Annotated in this window: 24 protein-coding genes; 11 read left to right on the top strand and 13 right to left on the bottom strand. The window is 57.3% G+C overall.

From position 1 onward, the window contains the following. Positions 1–332: 332 nt before the first annotated feature. From JOE62_RS00625 to JOE62_RS00595, 7 genes are all read right to left on the bottom strand, one after another. Positions 333–656 (bottom strand): hypothetical protein, encoded by a 324-nt coding sequence (locus JOE62_RS00625; protein WP_204719540.1) that lies wholly within the window; start codon positions 654–656, stop codon positions 333–335. A gap of 167 nt (positions 657–823) precedes the next feature. Then, positions 824–1,420, bottom strand: coding sequence for a GNAT family N-acetyltransferase (locus tag JOE62_RS00620; RefSeq protein ID WP_204719538.1), 597 nt, complete (start codon positions 1,418–1,420; stop codon positions 824–826). Between the two features lie 206 nt (positions 1,421–1,626). Then, positions 1,627–2,322 (bottom strand): SDR family NAD(P)-dependent oxidoreductase, encoded by a 696-nt coding sequence (locus tag JOE62_RS00615; protein ID WP_204719537.1) that lies wholly within the window; start codon positions 2,320–2,322, stop codon positions 1,627–1,629. 235 nt (positions 2,323–2,557) lie between these two features. Further along, the gene (locus JOE62_RS00610; protein ID WP_204719535.1) at positions 2,558–3,079 is read right to left on the bottom strand and encodes a DUF2812 domain-containing protein; all 522 of its coding nucleotides are present in this window, start codon (positions 3,077–3,079) and stop codon (positions 2,558–2,560) included. Further along, positions 3,076–3,399 carry a PadR family transcriptional regulator gene (locus tag JOE62_RS00605; RefSeq protein ID WP_096256521.1) on the bottom strand — a complete coding sequence of 108 codons (324 nt, stop codon included), beginning with the start codon at positions 3,397–3,399 and terminating at the stop codon, positions 3,076–3,078. The genes JOE62_RS00610 and JOE62_RS00605 overlap by 4 nt, the downstream gene beginning before the upstream one ends. A 337-nt stretch (positions 3,400–3,736) precedes the next feature. Beyond that, positions 3,737–4,225 (bottom strand): TetR-like C-terminal domain-containing protein, encoded by a 489-nt coding sequence (locus tag JOE62_RS00600; RefSeq protein WP_204719533.1) that lies wholly within the window; start codon positions 4,223–4,225, stop codon positions 3,737–3,739. Between the two features lie 67 nt (positions 4,226–4,292). After that, positions 4,293–5,114: an alpha/beta fold hydrolase gene (locus JOE62_RS00595; RefSeq protein WP_096253784.1), complete on the bottom strand. Its 822-nt coding sequence runs from the start codon at positions 5,112–5,114 to the stop codon at positions 4,293–4,295. A gap of 518 nt (positions 5,115–5,632) precedes the next feature. Between JOE62_RS00595 and JOE62_RS00590 the strand changes: the two genes are divergently transcribed. Beyond that, the gene (locus JOE62_RS00590; protein ID WP_239543085.1) at positions 5,633–6,412 is read left to right on the top strand and encodes a uracil-DNA glycosylase family protein; all 780 of its coding nucleotides are present in this window, start codon (positions 5,633–5,635) and stop codon (positions 6,410–6,412) included. A 135-nt stretch (positions 6,413–6,547) separates the two neighbouring features. On the opposite strand, the gene JOE62_RS00585 is transcribed toward JOE62_RS00590, so the two are convergent. Next, positions 6,548–7,126 carry a recombinase family protein gene (locus JOE62_RS00585; protein ID WP_204719531.1) on the bottom strand — a complete coding sequence of 193 codons (579 nt, stop codon included), beginning with the start codon at positions 7,124–7,126 and terminating at the stop codon, positions 6,548–6,550. Between the two features lie 619 nt (positions 7,127–7,745). Here JOE62_RS00585 and JOE62_RS00580 point away from each other — a divergent pair. The 8 genes from JOE62_RS00580 (at position 7,746) to JOE62_RS00545 (ending at position 14,619) form a co-directional block, all read left to right on the top strand. Next, complete coding sequence (locus tag JOE62_RS00580; protein ID WP_204719530.1) at positions 7,746–8,405, top strand: hypothetical protein; 660 nt, start codon at positions 7,746–7,748, stop codon at positions 8,403–8,405. Then, the gene (locus JOE62_RS00575) at positions 8,393–8,854 is read left to right on the top strand and encodes a hypothetical protein (RefSeq protein ID WP_096256524.1); all 462 of its coding nucleotides are present in this window, start codon (positions 8,393–8,395) and stop codon (positions 8,852–8,854) included. The genes JOE62_RS00580 and JOE62_RS00575 overlap by 13 nt, the downstream gene beginning before the upstream one ends. 299 nt (positions 8,855–9,153) lie before the next feature. Continuing rightward, complete coding sequence (locus JOE62_RS00570; RefSeq protein ID WP_096256525.1) at positions 9,154–9,747, top strand: recombinase family protein; 594 nt, start codon at positions 9,154–9,156, stop codon at positions 9,745–9,747. A 6-nt stretch (positions 9,748–9,753) separates the two neighbouring features. Then, positions 9,754–11,262: a TnsB C-terminal domain-containing protein gene (locus tag JOE62_RS00565; protein ID WP_239543083.1), complete on the top strand. Its 1,509-nt coding sequence runs from the start codon at positions 9,754–9,756 to the stop codon at positions 11,260–11,262. Then, a complete protein-coding gene (locus JOE62_RS00560) occupies positions 11,262–12,074 on the top strand; it encodes an AAA family ATPase (protein ID WP_096256526.1) in 813 nt (270 codons plus the stop codon). The genes JOE62_RS00565 and JOE62_RS00560 overlap by 1 nt, the downstream gene beginning before the upstream one ends. A gap of 204 nt (positions 12,075–12,278) precedes the next feature. After that, the gene (locus tag JOE62_RS00555) at positions 12,279–12,983 is read left to right on the top strand and encodes a hypothetical protein (protein WP_204719528.1); all 705 of its coding nucleotides are present in this window, start codon (positions 12,279–12,281) and stop codon (positions 12,981–12,983) included. A gap of 677 nt (positions 12,984–13,660) precedes the next feature. Further along, positions 13,661–14,020: a Cd(II)/Pb(II)-sensing metalloregulatory transcriptional regulator CmtR gene (gene cmtR / locus JOE62_RS00550; protein ID WP_038992393.1), complete on the top strand. Its 360-nt coding sequence runs from the start codon at positions 13,661–13,663 to the stop codon at positions 14,018–14,020. Next, positions 14,017–14,619, top strand: a complete 603-nt coding sequence (locus JOE62_RS00545; protein ID WP_204719526.1) for a cadmium resistance transporter — start codon at positions 14,017–14,019, stop codon at positions 14,617–14,619. The genes cmtR and JOE62_RS00545 overlap by 4 nt, the downstream gene beginning before the upstream one ends. Positions 14,620–15,175: 556 nt before the next feature. Here the strand turns inward: JOE62_RS00545 and JOE62_RS00540 are convergent. Further along, positions 15,176–16,699: a SulP family inorganic anion transporter gene (locus tag JOE62_RS00540; RefSeq protein ID WP_204719524.1), complete on the bottom strand. Its 1,524-nt coding sequence runs from the start codon at positions 16,697–16,699 to the stop codon at positions 15,176–15,178. 187 nt (positions 16,700–16,886) lie between these two features. Between JOE62_RS00540 and JOE62_RS00535 the strand changes: the two genes are divergently transcribed. Together JOE62_RS00535 and JOE62_RS00530 are read left to right on the top strand one after the other, a co-directional pair. Then, a complete protein-coding gene (locus JOE62_RS00535; RefSeq protein ID WP_038992406.1) occupies positions 16,887–17,276 on the top strand; it encodes a MerR family transcriptional regulator in 390 nt (129 codons plus the stop codon). A gap of 9 nt (positions 17,277–17,285) precedes the next feature. Next, positions 17,286–17,783, top strand: a complete 498-nt coding sequence (locus tag JOE62_RS00530; RefSeq protein WP_239543081.1) for a GNAT family N-acetyltransferase — start codon at positions 17,286–17,288, stop codon at positions 17,781–17,783. 78 nt (positions 17,784–17,861) lie between these two features. Here JOE62_RS00530 and trxA read toward each other — a convergent pair whose 3' ends face one another. Genes trxA through JOE62_RS00510 form a run of 4 tightly spaced genes read right to left on the bottom strand, consistent with a single transcriptional unit; the run spans position 17,862 to position 19,997 of the window. Further along, entirely contained in the window at positions 17,862–18,185 is a 324-nt protein-coding gene (gene trxA, locus JOE62_RS00525) for a thioredoxin (protein WP_204719522.1), read from the bottom strand. Between the two features lie 30 nt (positions 18,186–18,215). Beyond that, a complete protein-coding gene (gene trxB, locus JOE62_RS00520) occupies positions 18,216–19,172 on the bottom strand; it encodes a thioredoxin-disulfide reductase (protein WP_204719521.1) in 957 nt (318 codons plus the stop codon). Between the two features lie 40 nt (positions 19,173–19,212). Beyond that, positions 19,213–19,629, bottom strand: coding sequence for an arsenate-mycothiol transferase ArsC (locus JOE62_RS00515; RefSeq protein ID WP_204719519.1), 417 nt, complete (start codon positions 19,627–19,629; stop codon positions 19,213–19,215). Next, a complete protein-coding gene (locus tag JOE62_RS00510; protein ID WP_204719517.1) occupies positions 19,626–19,997 on the bottom strand; it encodes an ArsR/SmtB family transcription factor in 372 nt (123 codons plus the stop codon). The genes JOE62_RS00515 and JOE62_RS00510 overlap by 4 nt, the downstream gene beginning before the upstream one ends. Positions 19,998–20,092: the final 95 nt, after the last annotated feature.

Genomic DNA, 20,092 nt, shown 5'->3' with positions numbered 1-20,092 from the left:
CGCAGTGGGGCGGCCCCACAGAATCAAATTCCGGCAGGAACTATATCTCCACCAACCGAGGGGTCAGTTGCAAGGAAGGTCCTGGAGATTTTCGAGGATGGGGAAGGGTGAAATTAAGCCCCCTCCCGGATATTTACTCGACACTGCATCGACCTACCAAAAATACGGTTCCATCTTACCCATCGCCTGCGGCGCTGCTTCACTTTCTACACAATCAGAATCCGACTTGGCGTCTTTGATGACTGTCACGTTCGTGCGAGAAGGTCAAAAGAACTAAGTCTTCATTGCTCTTGGGGTGGGGCCGGCAGAACTGCTGGCCCCACCCTGTTGTACTACCCGGGGATGAATCTCCCGATTTCCGTCATCTCACCCATATTTGGGTCTCTCCCCTCAATGCGAATGAGAGCCGCCACCCGCGGCTTCCGATAATCATCGGGCACGGTTCCGTCTACCTCGACAAACAGCTCATAGGAGCGCCCTGCAGCATGGTCGCGTATCCATTCCTTCACCTGATTGACATCCAACGCGCCTGACACAACAAAGGCCTCTAGGTTAAAGCTCACCTGCCCCGGACCGCTCTGCCAAAAATTGACTCGGTAAGTCGGGTATTTTTCATAGTCTTCTGGCTCTGCATGCACGGTCGGAGTTACTTGCATACTCAGACAATATCTGGGCTTGAAACCATTCCGCCAGTTACCTTAGCCCAGGCCGTTAGTGCGTGTCGCGCACATCAGTGTTCGCTGTCAAAATCAGTCGTTTTTGGTGTCCCGTAGGAGGAACGCTAACTGGGAAGCTGACCCTGCCAATCTGGCGCGTAGGATGACTAACTTTCGTAGGCGTTGAGTCTTTCGGCAAGCCCGAATTTCACGGTTGGCCATTCGGCTTCGACTATGGAGAACACCACGGTGTCCCTGACGGTGCCATTCTCGAAGATCGTGTGGTTGCGAAGAACGCCGTCTTGCTTGGCACCGAGTCGCTCGATTGCGTGCCGGGATTGGTGATTGTGCCAATGCGCCCGGAACTCCACAGCGATGCATCCCAGTTCCTCAAACGCTCGCTGGAGCAACGGCATCTTGGCTGCGGCGTTGATTCCCGTTCCTTGAGCTTTCGACCCGATCCAGGTTGACCCGATTTCAAGACGACGGTTGGCGGGTTCGAGGTTCAAATACGTGGTCATTCCCACCGCGCGAGAAGTCCGTGGATCGATGATGGCCCAGGGAACAATCCGACCCTCGGTGTGCAAGGAAACCCGACGTTTGATTTCCTTTTCCATGGTCGCAGGAGACGGGATATGCGTGTACCACGTCCGCCAAAGCTCATCGGTTTCAACTGCTGTAACGAGGTCGTCATGGTGCGTCTCGGAAAGCGGTTCGAGTCGAACGAACGGGCTTTCAAGCACGGCTACGTCTGTAAAGTCCACCTCTTGAGTCTAGCGTCGCTCAACATCAAGACGTTTTTCGGAGTGAAGGCTGGATATGTCCCGTATGACGGTCCCCGAGAGGAACGCCCGTAAGAGGAACCCTCACTGGGACTCCATCGCATGCGGTTGAGGTGGTAAACCGTAGTGGTTCCTAGTCATGCGTATTTCGGTGTGTTTCATTGCCTGATTGTGAGGCTTTGCAAGCGCTAGGAAGTGCCAGGCTTTCCGACAGAGAGTTCGCGAGCATATGCGTCAGCAGGATGATCCAGCACCGACAGAATCATCGCTGCCATTGACACGGGATTGATTTCACGGTTGGGATCGTAAGAAGCCCCAAACGATTCACGAACTTTTTCCAGCATCCGAGTAGCCGTCCCCTTGGGGTAAATAGACGTGACGCGGATGCCGTTGCGTGATTCCTCCTCACGCAAAGAATCAGCAAACTCCCGTAGCGCAGCCTTGCTGGCAACGTAGCCTGACCAATTCGGAACACCTGACATTTTCGGTGCCGCATTGATAAATATCGCGTGTCCTTGTGCAGCCCGAAGCCCCGGCAGTATAGCAGTGGTTAACTTGGCCGGTGCCGAAACATTGACCCTGAACATTGTGTCCCATAGATCCGAAGACGTGGAAGCCACCGAAGCCACATCAGCCATGCCGGCGTTTTGCACAACCACATCCACCCGTTTCAAATTGAGAAGGATCTCGGGTGCCTCGGAATGAGTGGACATGTCCCATATAACGGACATGACTTCCTCCGGCAATTCAGTCAACTTCTCATGGGACCGACCGACGGCAATCACTCGGTATTTCTGCTCCACCAACTGGGAAACCAGAGGAATTCCGAGGCCACCGGTAGCACCAGTGACGAGAGCTACGCGGTCGGTATGATCAATAACCATATACTGATCTTGACATGACGCTCGACAGGAATCGGGGACATCAAGCGCTGGTGTCGTGTTCCAAGGGCGACTGCAAATGCCGCCCGAAGCCCTCGGCACTTCGCTTGGGCGTCCGCAAGCCCAAGGCTCTACGGGACAGTCACACCAAAAATGTGGTTAGAGTATCGACCGCTGTTTCTCCCGTGTTGCTATGAGGTCCATTTTCTGACCGCGATGATCAATCTAACCTAGGTGATCAGCTTGAGCGATTTAGCTTATTCAAATGACTCCAGTATCCGACCAGCGGAACGACGGTGTAGACGACGGGAAATAAGAACACCATCAGCAAAGACAGTTCTAGCCATTCATTCCATGAGGCCACACGAACTCCCAAACCGACAAGCAGGAAGGCAATCAGCGCGATGACGCTGTAGCGAAGGTAGCGATCTCGATTTCGGGTAAGTTCGTCTCGTCGTGACTCGGCGGTGTGGATCGGAGCCGTTCCCGGTACTGCTTTAAAGATGTGCACGTCTCCCATCGAGATCACGAGCTCCCAGCCAGCCGCCTGGAAGATGTCGAAGTACTCCGACGATGCGTTGCTTTCGTAAGCGAGGTCGAAGACCGCCTCTTCGGGGACCCCATCGACGAAGCTCCATCCGTGACCCAGCTTCGCGATACCGTTCAGGTGTTTTCCCTGACCTGCCATGTCCGCGAACATAGCCAGGTCCTTCTCGGGGCTGACCGCCAGACCGTTGCTCATCTTGTTAGTGGTGCTCATGCTTCCTCCATGATGTGATCCGCCATGACCAGCAACTGGCGGCGACGTTCGATATTGCGGACGAGGACCTCGTGACCCTTCGCGGTTAGGTGGTAAGTCCGACGCGACTCGTCACCCTCGAGTTCCTTGATTAGGCCGGCGACGGCAAGCTTCTTGAGCGTCGTGTAGAGCGAGGCAGGCCCGAGTGTAATGGCCCCCTCGCTCTCCTGTTCGAGGAAATGCATCACGGCATAACCATGGCGCGGGTGGACCAGTGCGAGCAGTACGTGCAGTGCAGTGTCGACAAGGTCTCCACTCTGATAACCAGAATTACGTCCCATTACGACACCTCGCAGAGAACGTATCATTAAACGATATATCCATGATAGATATATAAACACGGGAGTCCATATGAGGTCAAACCGACGACCGCCTCGTCGCATTACCGTGGTGCCCGTAAGCCGGTGGTGCAGTCAAACGGATAGACGCGACATTTCGCTACACAACTACTGACTCTCATCAGCCAAAGATCCGGGGATTGATGGGAGTCGGTAGTTTCCGAAGCGGGAGCAAATCCTCGATTCAATTGATCCAGAAAGTGGATGTCCCGCTCAGGGTTCCCCCATGGATAGGCAGTCGCGATTCCATCGCTACCCCTTAACCCCTTATGTACAAGCATCACCGAGACCAAGTGTCCAGGGCGACGACGACGCTCTCCGTCAGTCTGGCGAAGCTGCGCTCCAGGTCCACAGGAAGCTCGAATGCCCCGCGCGTTTCAAGATCAACGAAGCCATGGAGCGAGGACCGAAGGAATCGTGTGGCATCCACAGCGTCGTCCCCGAGGAGCCCGTAGCCCTCGAGGACGTTGAAAACGACGTCAGAGATTGACGATGAGGCACTAGCGTCATCGTCGTCGCCGGAAGCGGGCGCATGTACCGTCATCGGGTACTGTCCGGGATGTTGCAGTGCCCAACGACGATAAGCAAGCGCCAGCGCCCTGATGGCATCGTCTCGGGAGCGTCCGATGGCAGATTGTCCGAGGACGTGGGCCAGACTCGTTTTGGCACGGAGCATGATGTCGCGTTGCAGGCCTGGCATTCCGTCGATGTGCTTGTAGAGGGATGGGGTCCGCACACCTAGGCTCTCTGCCAGGACGGAAAGGCTCAATCCGTCTAGGCTACGGTCGAGAATCAGCGCCGCCCGCTCGACGACTATCGTTCTGTTCAGTCCGGGCCTAGACATGATTGGTTAGCGCGCTGAGGAACTTGATAATAGCGGTCGAGGTAATCCCTGGTTGCTGCGATTGGGGATAGTGGCCGGCCTCGGGAATGATGACGGCAGATCCGTGAAGTGTGTGCGCGATCCAGTCTGCTTCGGCCGTGGGGTCCTTGAAGTCCGGGTCTTTCTCTCCCATGAGGACAAGTGTCGGCGAATCCACCGCGGCTAGGCATTCGCCTGCCCGTAGGTGGTCGGTGCGCGTGGTGAGGCAGAAGGCCCTTCTGTAGCCGGGTCGTTTCATGCTCTTGATTGCTGCCTGGCGGTATTCGGCGAAGTCCGCGGGCTTGGTGCCGGCGTAGAGGGTAGGCAGATAAGCTTTCCAGGCCGCTGGTGCCCAGGGACGAGCCATCATGATCCGGAAGAGGAGGTTCTCGAAGGCGTTCGTGGATGGTTGGCGAACGAAGGGGCCGATCAGAACGAGTCCACTGATGAGCTCGGGGTGCTCAGCCGCAACGATTACTGCCGCACCTGCAGCCATCGAGTTGCCGACAACGATGGCGGGACCACCCAGTTTCCGTAGCAACCCCTCGATATCCTCGGCCGTGTCGACGTCGCCGTAGCTAGGGAACGAGGCATCGCTGTCCCCGTGTCCTCGCAGGTCCGTTGTGGCAACGGTGTATCCGGCGGCAACAAGCGCTGGGGTTAGGAAGCGGTATGTAGACCGCAGTTCGCCCATTCCCGGAACAAGCAGGATGAGCGGCCCTGCGCCTTGGATGTCGTAGGCAATTTTCCCCTGCGTTGGGAGCTGCAAGTATTTCGTTACGAGTCGCGATGTCATAAGGCTAATCTACTTAGCTGAAAAGATAAGTGCAATAGCCTTGAAGTTGTTGCGATGCCCCTTGCTCGGCGAAGCCTGGTGCTTCTACGCTTTGTCGTGAAATATGTGGAGCCCGAGTGTCCCACTGAACGTTCCTCTTACGGGCGGCAGTGCTGTGGACTATGGACAGAAGTGATGACGACTTCGGACTCTGACACTAAGACCTTTGAAAGCACGCACTTTGGGTGTCCCGTATACCCAGCCCGCAAAAATGCCCGATGAGGGTGCCTTATATGGGCACCAAAAACGGTCGTTTTTGAAACGCGCAGCTAACCCCGGCGACACGCTGGGATTTTTCATTTCAGAAACGACTTTCAAATCAGGAATGGCCGTGTAACCCCCTCGCGGTTCCTTCTTAAAGGTTCCAAAGAGTGGCGGAGGTTGTTCACGACAGGTTCGGACGTCTGACGGCACCCGGTAGCTAGCTTCATAGCAGGAAGGCGATGCTACATGGTTCAGCTGCTAAACGTCGGTGGAGAATGCAATCCTGGTATGAGGAAAACTATTGCATCAGTGAAATGGGGAAAATTATGTCTCTAATTGGACATCAAGAACGCTTGCCAGATGGGCAACTGACGTTGGCTGATTTGTGGCCTGAAGAGGAAACCAAGATTGTGATTGCCGGCCTCAATCCGGCTCCGCCCAGTGTGGCTGCTGGCCACTATTACCAGGGACGCAACGGCAAGCAGATGCTGAGCCGAGTTGCCTCGGCCATGTTCAATCCGAAGTGCCTTCAGGGCAAGCATTTGGATGATGCGTTGGTGGCCATGGGTATCGGATTCACTGATTTAGTGAAAGCCCCGACTGTGGGGGAGAAAGATGTTAGCGAGCGGCAACTTGTGGAGTCCTTGCCGGAGTTAGAGCAGAAGCTTGCAGAGCGGGATGTGCGTTTGGTGATCAGCATTTATCGTCATGCGGGTTTGCGCCTCTTAGGACTGAAGAAGCTGGAGCGCCCTGGATTACAGGATGAGCTGACCAGTTGGGGGGCGCGGGTGTTCATCACGCCGAACCCTTACGGCTCTGTAGAGCAGACCCGCCCTGTGTATGAGCAGCTGGGTCATGAAGTCTATGGGATCCAGACTGAGCCGGTCTTCCAACGGAGGTTGCCGACGGACTGGGTCGATTTTTATGAGACTGTGTACAAGGTGGCTAGATTCAGTTCAATGAGCTTGGATGAAATCACGTTGAGCATGTATGACGATGAAGTGAAGGCGAAGTTGGGTGCTTTGCCGACTCCGCCGTGGCGCTTGAACAAGTAGGTTTCCACTATGTCTTGTCCCGGAATTATTTCGGCTTCTCAATCTTTGTTTTCGCTGTCTTCTCTTGAAGAAGAGGCCATAGATTGCGGGAGTATTGGACTGGATGGTTCATAGCGGGCGCTCGGCAAAGCCTGTCTATCGAAGCTCTTTAATTCGACGGTAGAGTGTCGCACGGGACATCCCCATATCTTTGGCAACTTGGGTTGCAGGTTCGCCAGTCTGGATCAGTTTGGTTGCGGTGCGGATCTGGGATTCGGTGAAGGTGGGCCGCCGGCCGCCGAGGTCACCTCCGGTGGTACGCCTTTTGGCGACGGAGTCGGTGATGCGTTCGCGTTTGATTTCCAGCTCCATTTGGGCCAGAGCGGCCATGACGGTGAAGACCATGGCGCCCATCGGCGTTTTGGTGTCCACATCGCCGGCCCCGAGGTTCAGCACACGGAGTCCGATATTGCGCTCGCGTAGTTCTTCGGCGAGTTCGAGCATTTTCTGGGTGGAGCGTCCGAGTCGGTCCAGGGTAGTGATCACGAGGGTGTCATCCGGATGCAGCGCATCGAGCGCTTTATCCAGTCCGGGGCGTTTGGCTAATGCCCCGGACTGACCGTGGTCGATGTAGAGGTCGTCGCGGCGGACGCCGGTGGCCAAGAGGTCTTGGATTTGCCTGTCGGCGTCTTGGGCTTTGGTTGATACGCGGGCGTAGCCGATCAGTTTGGTCATCGGTCCTTCGAAAGTGTCTCGTAACTAATGGTGTTGACATGATCTTACTTCATTGGTTGCGACACATAGTTGTGAGAATTTTGAATCGTGGAGTTTCCGCGGATTTTTCACTGGGGGAGTGTGACTGTTGACGTTATTTGACGGCTAAATCGCAGCTCCAAGTGGCGGTTTTAGCCGGCCATAAGCGGGACTGTATATGTGAGCGCCGAGAAACGCGAGGGCACGGTCCAAAATCTCGAAGCTAAAGGCATCGACCGTGAGATGGAGAGCATTCGCGTCGAGGTGACGTCAGCTCAGGAAGCCTGCCATCAGGGCCGTCAAGGGCATCAGAAAGTCCAAAGTTCCTAAGGACCACACACCCCGCGGCCTTGGCGCTCAAATTCAATGACCTGGCTTGGACCAATAGTGATCTCGCCTGTCACCGTTCTAATTTCTTCGATAGGTCGCAATGCCGCACCTGACCGATGCCTCGAATCAGCCCTTACCGAAGACTATGAACTTTCAGCCTGCTGTTAAGGTGCATCGTGGTAAAATTCTAGGCAAGAAGTTACACTATTGAAGATAATAAAAATATTGAGCCCAGAACCAAAAGTTTAAACTACAAGCGTCAGGCATAACGATGAATTTTACTTTTGTAACATTACCCCTTGCGTTGTCTTTGGTAGCTGTATTACCGGGGATGGCGCAGGCTGTTGAAATTCCTGTTAGCGACACCCATACGGTGCAGCAGTCTTCGGAATATGCCCTTTCAACGAAAGATTTCTTCCCCGAGAAAACCCCTACGGAATCGAACTACATCGAAGCGGAATCGCCTGCCGATGCAGTAGCCAAGATGGATAAGATGGACGAACTACGCAAAGCTGGATTCAATGTGGGTGCCATGGCAAAAGTGAATTATGGGCCTTGCAAGATCGTTGCCGCAGGTTTTCACACCAGAAAATCTGGGAACTATAGTACGGGTGGCTTCAAATCCACAACCTATTGCACCACGAAAGTCACTTCGATCAAGCATTCTTCACAGGCGCGATTTAAACGATTAGCCTGGTGGATCAAGGGTGGCCCGGATATTAGCCAGCCAGCCCAAAAGATAAAGGGCGATAAATATAAAGGCACTTACTATCCTGTTGTCTTCACGCAGACAAATCACGCACTGTCATGCAAATCTGCGAAAAAAACCACATGGTCAGGCCGTACTCTCGGATCTATTGTCTACAAAGGCAAGACTTACTATGCTGATGCCTACGCTCCTGTACAGAAGGGGGTTCCATGCCGTCTCTAAGCAGTATCCTGACAAAAATCAAGATTCGCCTGGGCTCGAAATATTCAGAAGATCAGATGGTCTACGTCGTCTATGGGAAACAACCCAGCCCATTTCCAGATCTTGAATACATAGAGCCAATAATTGCGATCGTGGCCAGTGAACGTGAATGCTTTGCGATTCAGGAAAAGTATCTAGACACTAAAGTCAGCTGGGAAGCTCGTAAGGTGCAGGGTGCCGAAAGCATAGACCTGGTAGATGGCTGCGTTTTGTATCTGACGCATACTACTTTGTCATCGTACGATGAGGACGCCGATGGGAATCCAATCTTCGGGATCATGGAGAATCCACAGCCCACGGCTCTATATTGCAGTCGGGGCGCCGCTGAACAGCAAGCACCGGATCAATACCTGCACATCGTTACCCTCGGTGAAATAAACCTTCGTGGCGTCGGAGAGCTTTTGGAATAAGTGTCCAGCACCCTAAGCCAATACCTGAAGTTGCCAGACATGACGGGGCCGCACCTACCAGGTGCGGCCCCTCTTCATGTTGCTTGCCACGTTGCAGGAGATGGTATCGGTTTAGATGCCTGCTTGACCCTATCCGCGTTGTATCAACAAACTAAAGATTATTGAGACACTCTCCTCAGCCCGGCCATGCCGTCTCAATATTCCGGAACGGCAAGGAGTCCAACCGTCTTATAAAGTCGTCCCAACGTAAAACGTCTTACCTGCTTGCCGTGCAGGGGTTTTTGAGCCACACTGGGCAGGTGAGACATTTGGGATACACGCGCGTGAGCACTTTGAGCCAAGACGCGGCCTTGCAGCTCGATGCCCTGGTTGCTTCAGGGGTGCAGAAGCGCGACGTGTTCGCCGACGTGACTTCCGGCAGCCGCAGCGCGATCGAGCGGCCCGGAATGAAGAATCTGCTGGACTATGCCGAAGCCGGCGACACCGTCGTGGTGTGGCGGGTTGACCGGCTGGGCCGCTCCCTGATCGATGTCTTGAATACCGTGAACCTTTTGCGGGAGCGCGGGATTAATGTCCGCTCCATTTCCGATGGCATCGACCCGGCCACCTCGACCGGTCGGATGATGCTGAACATGCTTGCCTCGTTGGCCGAATACGAGCGCGAATTGATCGTGGAACGAGTCAACGCCGGCATTGCCGCCGCCCGGCAATCCGGAACCCGTTTCGGCCGGCCGGCCTCTGACCCGGCAGTGATTGCCGACAAGCTCGCGATCGCCAAAGATGCCCGCGCCAGGGGACGCACCGCCGAAGACGCAGCACGCCTGGTTGGCTGGAGCCGCGCAACGTTCTACCGCCACTTGGGCCAAGAGCCCGCCTCTTCCAAGAGCTTGTGATCGGCCATGTCCCCGCGAAGCGAAACGCGCAGGGACGCACCGCTGGGGCGAGACCAGAATGACAGCAGTACCGAGAAAGCAGGAACTCCTCGTGACTACCTGGCTAAGGCAACAGCACGTTGGGAAATGCTGCGGCAACACGTCGAAGACGGAGTGCCGCTGACGGTTCTGGCAGGGGAACACCATATCGGCCTGAGGACACTGCAACGATGGCACCAGAGCTTCAAGCTCCACGGGAAGCCTGGTCTGGAACCGGTGGCACCTGGCAAACGTGGACGCCGGATGCCCAGCGAATTCGTGAACCTGGTCGAAGGCCTCGCCTTAGCTAAACCGCCCAGGACCACGGCAGCCATCCACGAACAAGTCAACAAGGTAGCGCTCCACCAAGGGTGGGCACCGGTTTCCTACTCCACCATCCGCTCGATTGTCGGCGAGATAGATCCGGGGATGATGACGCTGGCGCAGCAAGGTACGGCGGCGTACCGAGATAAATATGAACTGGTCTGGCGCCGCCGCGCCGAACGCCCGAACGCGGTGTGGCAGGCCGATCATACCGAGCTCGACATCCTGGTTTTTGACGCTAGCCACCAGCCGGTCCGCCCGTGGCTCACCACGATCATGGATGATTACTCGCGAGCCCTCTGCGGGTACATGATCTTCACCGGCGCCCCCTCATCCTTGAATACGGCATTGGCGTTGCGTGAGGCGATCTGGCCCAAAAAGACAGCTTATTGGCCGATGTGCGGAATCCCTGATGTGCTCTATGTAGACCACGGAACCGATTTCACGAGCCACCACTTAGCGCAGGCCGCCAGAGACCTGCACTTCGAAATCATTTTCTCCACGGTGGCCCGGCCGCAGGGCAGAGGAAAGATTGAGCGATTCTTCGGCACCCTCAATACCGAGCTCTTAGCCCGGTTGCCTGGCTACCTGCACAGCGTGCCCAATCCTAAGCCGGGGCTGTCCATCGGTGAACTGGACACGGCGCTAGAAGAGTTCATTGGGCAGAACTATCACCAGCGTGAGCATCAAGAGATCAAGGAAACGCCTCAAAAAGCGTGGCAGGGCAACGGCTGGTTACCGCGTCTGCCTGAAACCATCGATGAACTGAACCTGCTGCTGCTCACGGTCGCCAAACCAAGAATCGTCCACCGCGATGGCGTGCACTTCCAAGGCCTACGCTACATTTCCCCGTTGCTGGCCGCCTACGTCGGAGAATCCGTCATTCTTCGCTACGACCCTCGGGACGTTGCCGAGATCCAGGTCTTTCACCGGGGCCAGCACATCTGCAAAGCCGTGGATCCCACGCATGAACGAGCCACCGTGACGTTCAAGGACATCCAGAAGGCACGCTCCGCACGCAAGCGTCAGTTGCGCGGACAAATCAAAGAACGAATAGCCACCGTCGCAGAATTTCTACCGGCCGGACAACCACCAACGGAGCCAACCCAACCTGATCCGGCGGCCCACCCAACTAAGAAAACGAAGTTGCGCACCTACGCAGAGGACGAATAATGGCACCCTCAACATTTATCGCAACAAAGGAGCACCGCCGCTTCACTGAGTTCGCCAATGCGGTGCGCAGGCAGCGGACCATCGGGATCTGCTACGGACAAGCTGGAATCGGCAAAACCCTCTCGGCTAAACGCTATGCCAACTGGAGCCCGAAAGCCGCGGCGTTAGTAGAGGAATGGGGTCGCCGGGAGGACAGCGACCTCCAAATCTATAAGGATCTAGCCAAAACGCGAACCGTCTTCTTCACCCCAGGGGTTCTGACAACTCCTAAGCAAATCAAAGAAGAGCTCTCACTGATCACTAATCGGACCTCGATCTGCATTCACCAACATCTTGATACCCTAGGCGTCACGAACGGTCCGATGAATCAAGACAAGCATGTGGAGCTGATCATCGTCGACGAGTCGGAACGACTCAACGCCACTGCCTTGGAAGTGCTGCGAGATAGGTATGACAGGAACAATATCGCTCTGATGCTGATTGGGATGCCCGGCATAGAAAAGCAGTTCAGCCGATATCCTCAGCTCTATAGCCGTGTCGGCTTCGCCCACGAATACCGTCCGCTAGCGCAGGATGAACTGCATTTCGTCCTGCAACGAAAGTGGCGTGCCCTCGGCAAAACCATGGATTTGGAGGACTTCACCGATACGCAAGCTGTCGCGGCGATCGCGCGCATCACGCGCGGTAATTTCCGGCTGATTGATCGGCTCTTCACACAGATGCAGCGGGTCCTGAAGATCAATGAGCTGGACACTATTACCGATGACGTTGTTGAAGCTGCGCGTTCCACGCTCGTTATCGGAATCAGTTGAACCGCCATGAGTATCTGCGCGAAAACCGCCAAATCAAGCTAACAGTCACAGGGGGAGGGGCGGCCGATGAGACGTCTTGCAACCTATAGCTTGCAAGACATGTGCAGGATGAATCGAAGGCTAAACGCGCAATCGAGTTCCATTACTACTCAGACCCTTAATAGCCCAAACACACTTCTCAATGCGGGTATGTATGCTTACTGGGTGCAACGAAAAGACATAGGGAAGAGGCTGGCAGACGGAATCTCGGCCAAGCTTGAATTTGATTATATTTGCGAACGTGGGCGTTCCTTTAATGAGTATCACCTCCATGGGGTGATGAATGAAATCATTTCCGCACTCATCAGTTCGGTAGACTTCCTCTCGCGTCCTGGGTACGCCCACGAGGCGCTTGCAAGGGATGTTGACACAACGGCAGGTCGCAAGCGCGAGGTCGACTTCTACATCCAGGCTCACAACCCTTCTTTGACCGACGTATGCATCGAGGCGAAGTGGGCCGGATCGAGCCACTGTTCATGGGACAGAGTACTCCTCGATATATGTCGGCTGGCACTGGTAAACAAGCACTCCCCCTCGACTGAATGCTTGTTCGTTCTGTCTGGCCCCACTAAAGAAGTCGATGCTGTTCTCAAATCTCTCGAAAGAAACATGCCTCGCAGAAATATGCGTGGAAGGTCCGGATCGATCCTCCAGCGTCCGGTGGAGAGCGAAAAAACTTATAAAAATATCTACCGTCTCAGGGACTGGGGGGGTCGCTTCGCCGGCAATGAGTTCGTCCAAAAAGGACTGCCGAAGAAAAAAGACGGACGACCAAATATTCCGGTAAAGATAAATACCCAGCTGGTTCGAACATCGGGTACTCGTACAGCTAAATGGCAGACGATAGTTTGGCGTATCTTAAATAACTAGTTCCGACAATTGTTCTGCTACAGGCCAGGCCTCGGGTGGGTACGTGTATAGATAGCTCTGCATCACTTCTGCTCGCTTTTGGTGTGATTGATTGTTAGCCGCGATTTTTCATGAGGTGCCGGTTGGCCGTTGACTCCGTACTTTTCCGGGATCGGCGGCCAATCGTGTTTTTGGGCAGGCCATGGTCCCCATATCGCCGGGGTGGGCGCCGGAATCTAGGTGCTCCAAAGGGTAAACCGTCATCGTGTACAAATCAACGATCACGGCGTTACACCGGGCCTGTGAAGATCCGTCCGCTGGCTATGAACCGGACGGGTTGCAGGCCAGACGACGTCTCATTCCTGGCGAAGAATCGCGCTACCCTCCGATATTTCACTTTCTCGCAGATTTCCCCATTTGGGGACGGTTCAGTTGAGTATTCAACTGTCGCAATAATTTCACTGGGAGGGCGGATCGGTGTGTCAATAACGACCGTTTTTGGTGTCCCGTATAAGGCGCCTTCACCGGGCATTTTCTTGGGCAGGGTATACGGGAATCTGAAATCTTTGAAAACTCGGAGTTTCTAAAATTGTCCGAGCCAAAGAGGCGTGTGTCCCGTATGGCGACCCCCTTGCGGGCATGCGATCTGGGATGACGCCTGTGACCGAGTGTTCAGTGCGTGCTGTATAGTTCAGAGCATGCTGACTATTGCTTCGCGTCTCGACGTGATGAACCGCCTGGGTCGTGCACTGGCCGACCCCACTCGATCCCGGATCATCTTGACCCTGCTCGACCATCCCGCTTACCCGGCGGAACTGGCCCGAGATCTGGACCTGACACGCCCGAACGTGTCCAACCACCTGGCATGCCTGCGCGATTGCGGGATCGTCGTCTCCGAGCCCGAGGGTCGTCGGACACGATATGAGATCGCCGATTCGCACCTGGCGCAGGCGCTGACGGCACTGGTCGATGCCACCCTGGCAGTGGACGAAGACGCCCCGTGCATCGATCCCGCCTGCTCGCTTCCCGGATGCGACGCAGCTGGGGTGGGCGCATGATCCTCACCTCGGTCTTGCAGGCGATGGGCCTGTTCGCAGCGACCAACATCGACGACATCATCGTGCTCTCCCTCTTCTTCGCGCGAGGGGCAGGCCAGCGCGGCACTACCGCCCGCATTCTGGTCGGCCAGTACCTCGGATTCGCCGGCATCCTCGGTGCCGCGGTCCTGGTGACCATCGGCGCCGGAACATTCCTGCCCTCGGCAGCCATCCCGTACTTCGGTCTCATCCCTCTGGGCCTCGGCCTCTGGGCCGCATGGCAGGCCTGGCGCGGAGACGATGACGACGATGACGACGAGGCCAAGGTTGCCGGCAAGAAGGTCGGCGTGTGGACAGTCGCAGGCGTCACCCTTGCCAACGGCGGCGACAACATCGGCGTCTACACCCCTGTCTTCCTCAGCGTGGAACCTCTCGCAGTAGTCGCCTACTGCATCGTCTTCCTCGCGCTCGTCGCGGTCCTGGTGGCCCTGGCAAAGTTCGTCGCCACCCGCCCCCCGATCGCCGAAGTGCTCGAACGCTGGGAGCACATCCTCTTCCCCATCGTTCTCATCGGCCTCGGCATCGTGATCCTCGTCAGCGGCGGAGCCTTCGGACTCTGACGTAGCGGCAGCGATCCAAACGGCCCCGACCGGGCGCACCCCTCTCGGTTCAGACCGCGACACCAACCTGCAGCCAGTCCTGCGTGATCGCGGCAACAAGACCGCCACGGAGCGCTGCAAAAACCCCGCCACCAAGCGAACGAAGCCACAAGTTTCGGGAAAACAAAAACATTGAAAAACCGCCGATCCGAGCAGCTGCTCGGATCGGCGGTTTCCACTTCCCAAAAACGAATGTTTATGAACGCCTAGCTTGGCGCTGGGCAATAGAAGTGTGAAACCGATCGTTGAACGGCGGGAAAGGCAGCAGATCCCGCTCCATCTAGTGCTCATTATCGCGGGAGCTGCGCGGTTCAAGCCCACGCAAAACGCTCGACTGGATAATGGACTCCAGTCGAGCGTTTGCACGGAATTCAATCAGCGTCCCGCACCGTCGCTGTTGTACCGGAGATCTGGAGAGCTGGCGCTTTCCATCAGCATGGATTTTCCACGATTTCTCCGGAATCTGCCGAGCCTGCCGGCACCAGACGGAAGTTGAGCAAGCGTCGCGGACTGGTTGCTAGTGCCCGCCGCCCAGCTTCCCGCCCAGGCGTTCGCGCATCTTCAGGCTCGCGGTATTCAGTCCTTCGACCTCCACGGTCTTGCCATATTTCTCGTATTTGCCGGTGATCGCGTCCAGGGCCGCGATGGTCGAGGCGTCCCACAGGTGCGAGTCGTGCATGTCGATGACGATATTCTGCGGGTCTTCGGCGTAGTTGAACTGCGTGTACAGGTCGTTAGAGGAGGCGAAGAACAATTCCCCGTTGACCACGTACTTGGCGATCTTCTCGCCGAAGTGCTCCTCGACGCTGCGGGTGACGGTGACCAGGTGCGCCACGCGGTTGGCGAAGAGCACCATGGCCGTGAGTACTCCAGCGGCGACGCCGATAGCCAGATTGTGGGTGACCACCGTGAAAACCACAGTTATCAGCATGACTGTGGTTTCGCTTTTGGGCATCATCCGCAGCGTCGAGGGCCGGATGCTGTGCCAGTCGAAGGTCGCAATGGAAACGAAGATCATGACTGCCACCAGTGCGGCCATCGGGATCAAGGCCACCACATCGCCGAGAACCACCACGAGGATCAACAGGAATACCCCGGCCAGGAACGTCGAGATGCGGGTGCGCGCCCCGGACGCCTTCACATTAATCATGGTCTGCCCGATCATCGCGCAGCCGCCCATGCCGCCGAAGAATCCGGTAATGATGTTCGCCGCACCCTGGCCCCAGGATTCGCGGGTCTTATTCGAGTGCGTGTCAGTGACATCGTCGACCAGCTTGGCGGTCATCAGCGATTCGAGCAAGCCCACGAAGGCCATGGCCAGCGCATAGGGGAAGAGCACCTGCAGAGTTTCGAGGTTCAGCGGGATATCAGGGATGAACAGGGTCGGCAGGGATTCGGGCAGCTGGCCCTTGTCGCCCACGGTGGGGACGGCGAGCGAGGCGATGACCGTGATCGCGGTCAGCACCACGATGGCCACCAGCGGGGCCGGGATCGCAGTGGTCAGCTTGGGCAGGCCGAAGACGATCAACAGGCCCAACGCCACCAGCGGATAGACCAGCCAGGTCACCCCGAGCAGCTCGGGGACCTGGGACAGGAAAATCAGAATGGCCAGCGCGTTGACGAAACCGACCATTACCTGACGCGGGATGAAGCGCATCAGCTTCGCCACGCCCAGCAGTGCCAGCACCACTTGGAAGATCCCGGCCATGATGACCGCGGCGATGAAGTAGTCGGTTCCATGGCTGGCTACCAAAGGCGCGATGACCAGCGCGATGGCGCCGGTGGCGGCGGAGATCATGGCAGGACGGCCTCCGAAGAAGGAGATGGATACCGCCATGGTGAAGGAGGCGAACAGCCCGATGCGCGGGTCCACTCCGGCGATGATGGAGAAGGCGATGGCCTCGGGGATCAAGGCCAGCGCTACTACCAGGCCGGCGAGGACCTCGGTCTTAAGCAACCTCGGGGATTTCAGGGTGCGCAACACCGATTGGCGCTCGGCCGGACTCAGTGCGGAAGGATCCGCTGTGGTGCTGGTGCTCATAGGTGAGCTCCCTTCTTTTCAAGCCAGTAAGCGTGGGGCACGTGCAGTGCGTAGAATTCATGGGATGGGCATCATTGCGCCGCAGACGAGGCAAGAGCAGCCGGAGCGGTCGTAGACCAGATGCCATCGAATACAACTCTAACCTAACGTAAGGGTAGGGTTGTAATTGGAGGAAACGGAGGACTTCATGGATCAAGCGAAGACCGAAGGTGCAGGCGGTTCGATGCATATCGGTGACATGGTCGAGGCCACCGGCCTGTCGCATCGCACCATCCGCCACTACGACGAGGTGGGGTTGCTGCCGGCGAGCACCCGCAGCGAAGGTGGTTTCCGAATCTATACCGACTCGGATCTGGCCCGCATGCTGGTGATCCGCTCGATGAAGCCGCTGGGCTTCTCGCTCGAGGAAATGGGGGAGCTGCTTGACGCGGTGGACGCGCTCGCGGCAGATCCGCAGGACACCGTCGCCCGGGCCAAGCTCGATGACTACACCCAGCGTGCCAGCGCCAAGCGCGACAAGCTCGCGCTGAACTTGCAGCGCGCCGAGTCCTTCATCGCAGATCTTCGCACCAAGTAGGCCGGAAGCATGGAGACCCGCTTAGCCGCGATGGAAGAGAGCCACTGGGCGGATATCGCCCGCATCTATGCCAGCGGCATCGAGACCGGCCTGGCCACCTTCGAATCCGAGGTGCCGGCACGCCAGAAGTTCTTCGCGGCGAAAATTCCTGCATTGTCGCTGGTGGCCATTGCGCCCGATGCCAAGGTTCTCGGCTGGGCGGCGGCCAGCCCGGTTTCAGCCCGCCCGGCCTACCGCGGCGTGGTGGAGCACTCGGTGTACATTGATCCGGATTATGCCGGATGCGGCGTTGGCGCCCGGCTGCTGGCCGAGCTGATCGCCCGGGCCAGGAAAGAAGATTACTGGATGGTGCAGTCGGCCGTCATCGCCGGCAACGAAGCCAGCAGGGCGCTGCATGCTAGGGCAGGGTTCCGCGAGGTTGGCCGGCGCGAGCGGATTGCCCAGGGTGCCCGAGGGGCAGTGGCGGGGCAGTGGCTGGATACTTTCCTGTACGAACTGCGGCTTTGACCAAGCTGCTTGCCCAAGGCAGAAGCGGCGCGGCGGGCAGCAATCCCGGCGCGCCGCTTCTCAGCAGCTGGTACCGGCCTACAGGTATTCTGCGAAGTCCTTCTCGATGACAGCCTTAGGCTTGGCACCGATGGAAGTAGCAACATGCTCGCCACCCTTGAAGACATATACGGCTGGGATACTGGTGATGCCGTACTTCGCGGCAATTGCCTGGTTCTCATCGACGTTGACCTTCACGACGTCGACCTTCGCAGTGTGCTCTTCTGCGATCTGATCCAGGATTGGACCGAGCTGGCGGCAAGGGCCGCACCATTCAGCCCAGAAATCGACGATCACTGGCTTGTCGGCATCCAGGACATCGGCCTGGAAGGTTGCTTCAGTGACTGCTTTTGCGTTGCTCATAAGAGACAACCCCTTTCTGAAAAAACTTGATTAGACGGTAGCGAGGGTTTCGGACACGTTGGCCAGGTAGTGCTCCACGTCCTGGGCCGCGGCGCAGCCCGAGCCGGCCGCGGTAATGGCCTGGCGGTAGGTGGAATCGATGACGTCTCCGGCAGCGAAGACACCTGGCAGCGATGTCTTGGAAGTGCGGCCTTCCACGGCGATGGTGCCTTCGGCAGTGAGCTGCAGCTGGTCCTTGACCAGATCCACGCGTGGGTCGTTGCCGATGGCTACGAAGATGCCGGTGACATTTACAGTGGTTTCCTCGCCGCTGTTGCGGTTCTTCACGACCAGGCCCTCGACCTTCTCTGCGCCGTTGATGCCGACGACTTCCGAGTCCCAGATGAACTCGATCTTCTCGTGGGCCAAGGCGCGGTCGGCCATGATCTTCGAGGCGCGCAGTTCGTTGCGGCGGTGCACCACGATGACCTTGGAAGCGAACTTTGTCAGGAACAGTGCTTCTTCCATGGCCGAGTCGCCACCGCCGATCACGGCGATGGTCTGCTCGCGGAAGAAGAACCCGTCGCAGGTGGCGCACCAGGAGACGCCATGGCCGGAGAGGCGCTTTTCATCTTCCAGACCCAGCTCGCGGTAGGCAGAGCCCGTGGAGACGATGACAGCACGGGCACGGAAGACGGTGCCGTCGGCCAGGGACAGCGTCTTGATTTCGCCCTCGAGATTCATTTCCGTGACGTCATCGAAGAGGATCTCGGCGCCGAAGCGTTCGGCCTGCTTCTGCATGTTGTCCATCAGATCAGGGCCCATGATGCCCTCGGGGAAGCCCGGGAAGTTTTCCACGTCGGTGGTGTTCATCAGTTCGCCGCCGGCGGTGACTGAGCCTGCGATGACTAGTGGGTTCAGATTCGCACGGGCGGTGTAAACCGCGGCGGTGTAACCGGCCGGGCCGGAGCCGACAATGATGACTTCACGGATCTCTTCAGGGGTCATAAGAATTCTTTCTCCAGTGGTGTAAAGGCGTATTCGCTGCTCAGGACAGCAGCCGGGTGGCCAGGTCTGCGACGCGGCGGCTGATCTCGTCGCGCACGAGCAGCATCCGTTCGCGTCCTTCGATGCCGCGGGAGCTTGGCTCATCGAGTTCCCAGATTTCGATATCCACCCCGTCCGCTTCCGGGACCTGGGCTTCGCGTCCCAGGACGACGACCAGTCCGGCTTGGCGCATCTGTGCTTCGGTGAGCTGTTTTGGATGCTCTGCGGTGATGTCGATGCCCTGTTCCAGCAGCACTTCGGCTGACAGGGCGTTGATCTTCGAGCCCGGATGCGTCCCCGCGGAAGAGACGTCGATCTGCGCGCCTGCGCGGGCGTTCATGAGGCCAGCGGCCATCTGCGATTTGCCGCCGTTCTTGACGCAGACGAAGAGCACCGCTGGCTTGGCTGCTGCGCTCATTTCTTGGCCACCAAGCTGGCGCCCAGGGATTCCAAGGCGCCGGGGATCACCGAGAAGTAGGCCCACACCCCGCGCTTCTCGCGGTGCAGGATCCCTGCATCAACCAGGATCTTCAGGTGGTGCGAGACGGTGGGCTGCTTGAGCTCCAGGGGCTCGGACAGATCGCAAACGCAGGTTTCGGCTGCTTCGCTCGCTGAGACGATGGAAAGGATGCGCAAGCGGTTCGGGTCGCTCAGGGCCTTGAAGCGCAATGCCAGCAGCTCGGCTTCTTCGAGCTGGAGGATCTCTTCGCCCTGCGAGGGGACGCAGCATAATTCGGCTGCCGCGGCTGGGTGTTCGCCAGCGGGGTTCAGGGTGGAGGTGCTCATCGGCCTCGGCTCATTTCTTGGCTCTCAATAGAAATTGACAAACATCGATATAGGCAAGCATACTCGAAACATCGACGCTCGTCGATGTCTAAACT

It is taken from the genome of Glutamicibacter nicotianae (assembly GCF_016907615.1).
In the GTDB taxonomy this organism is placed as follows: Bacteria; Actinomycetota; Actinomycetes; order Actinomycetales; family Micrococcaceae; genus Glutamicibacter; species Glutamicibacter nicotianae.
This window is presented reverse-complemented; position numbering and strand designations above follow the sequence as displayed.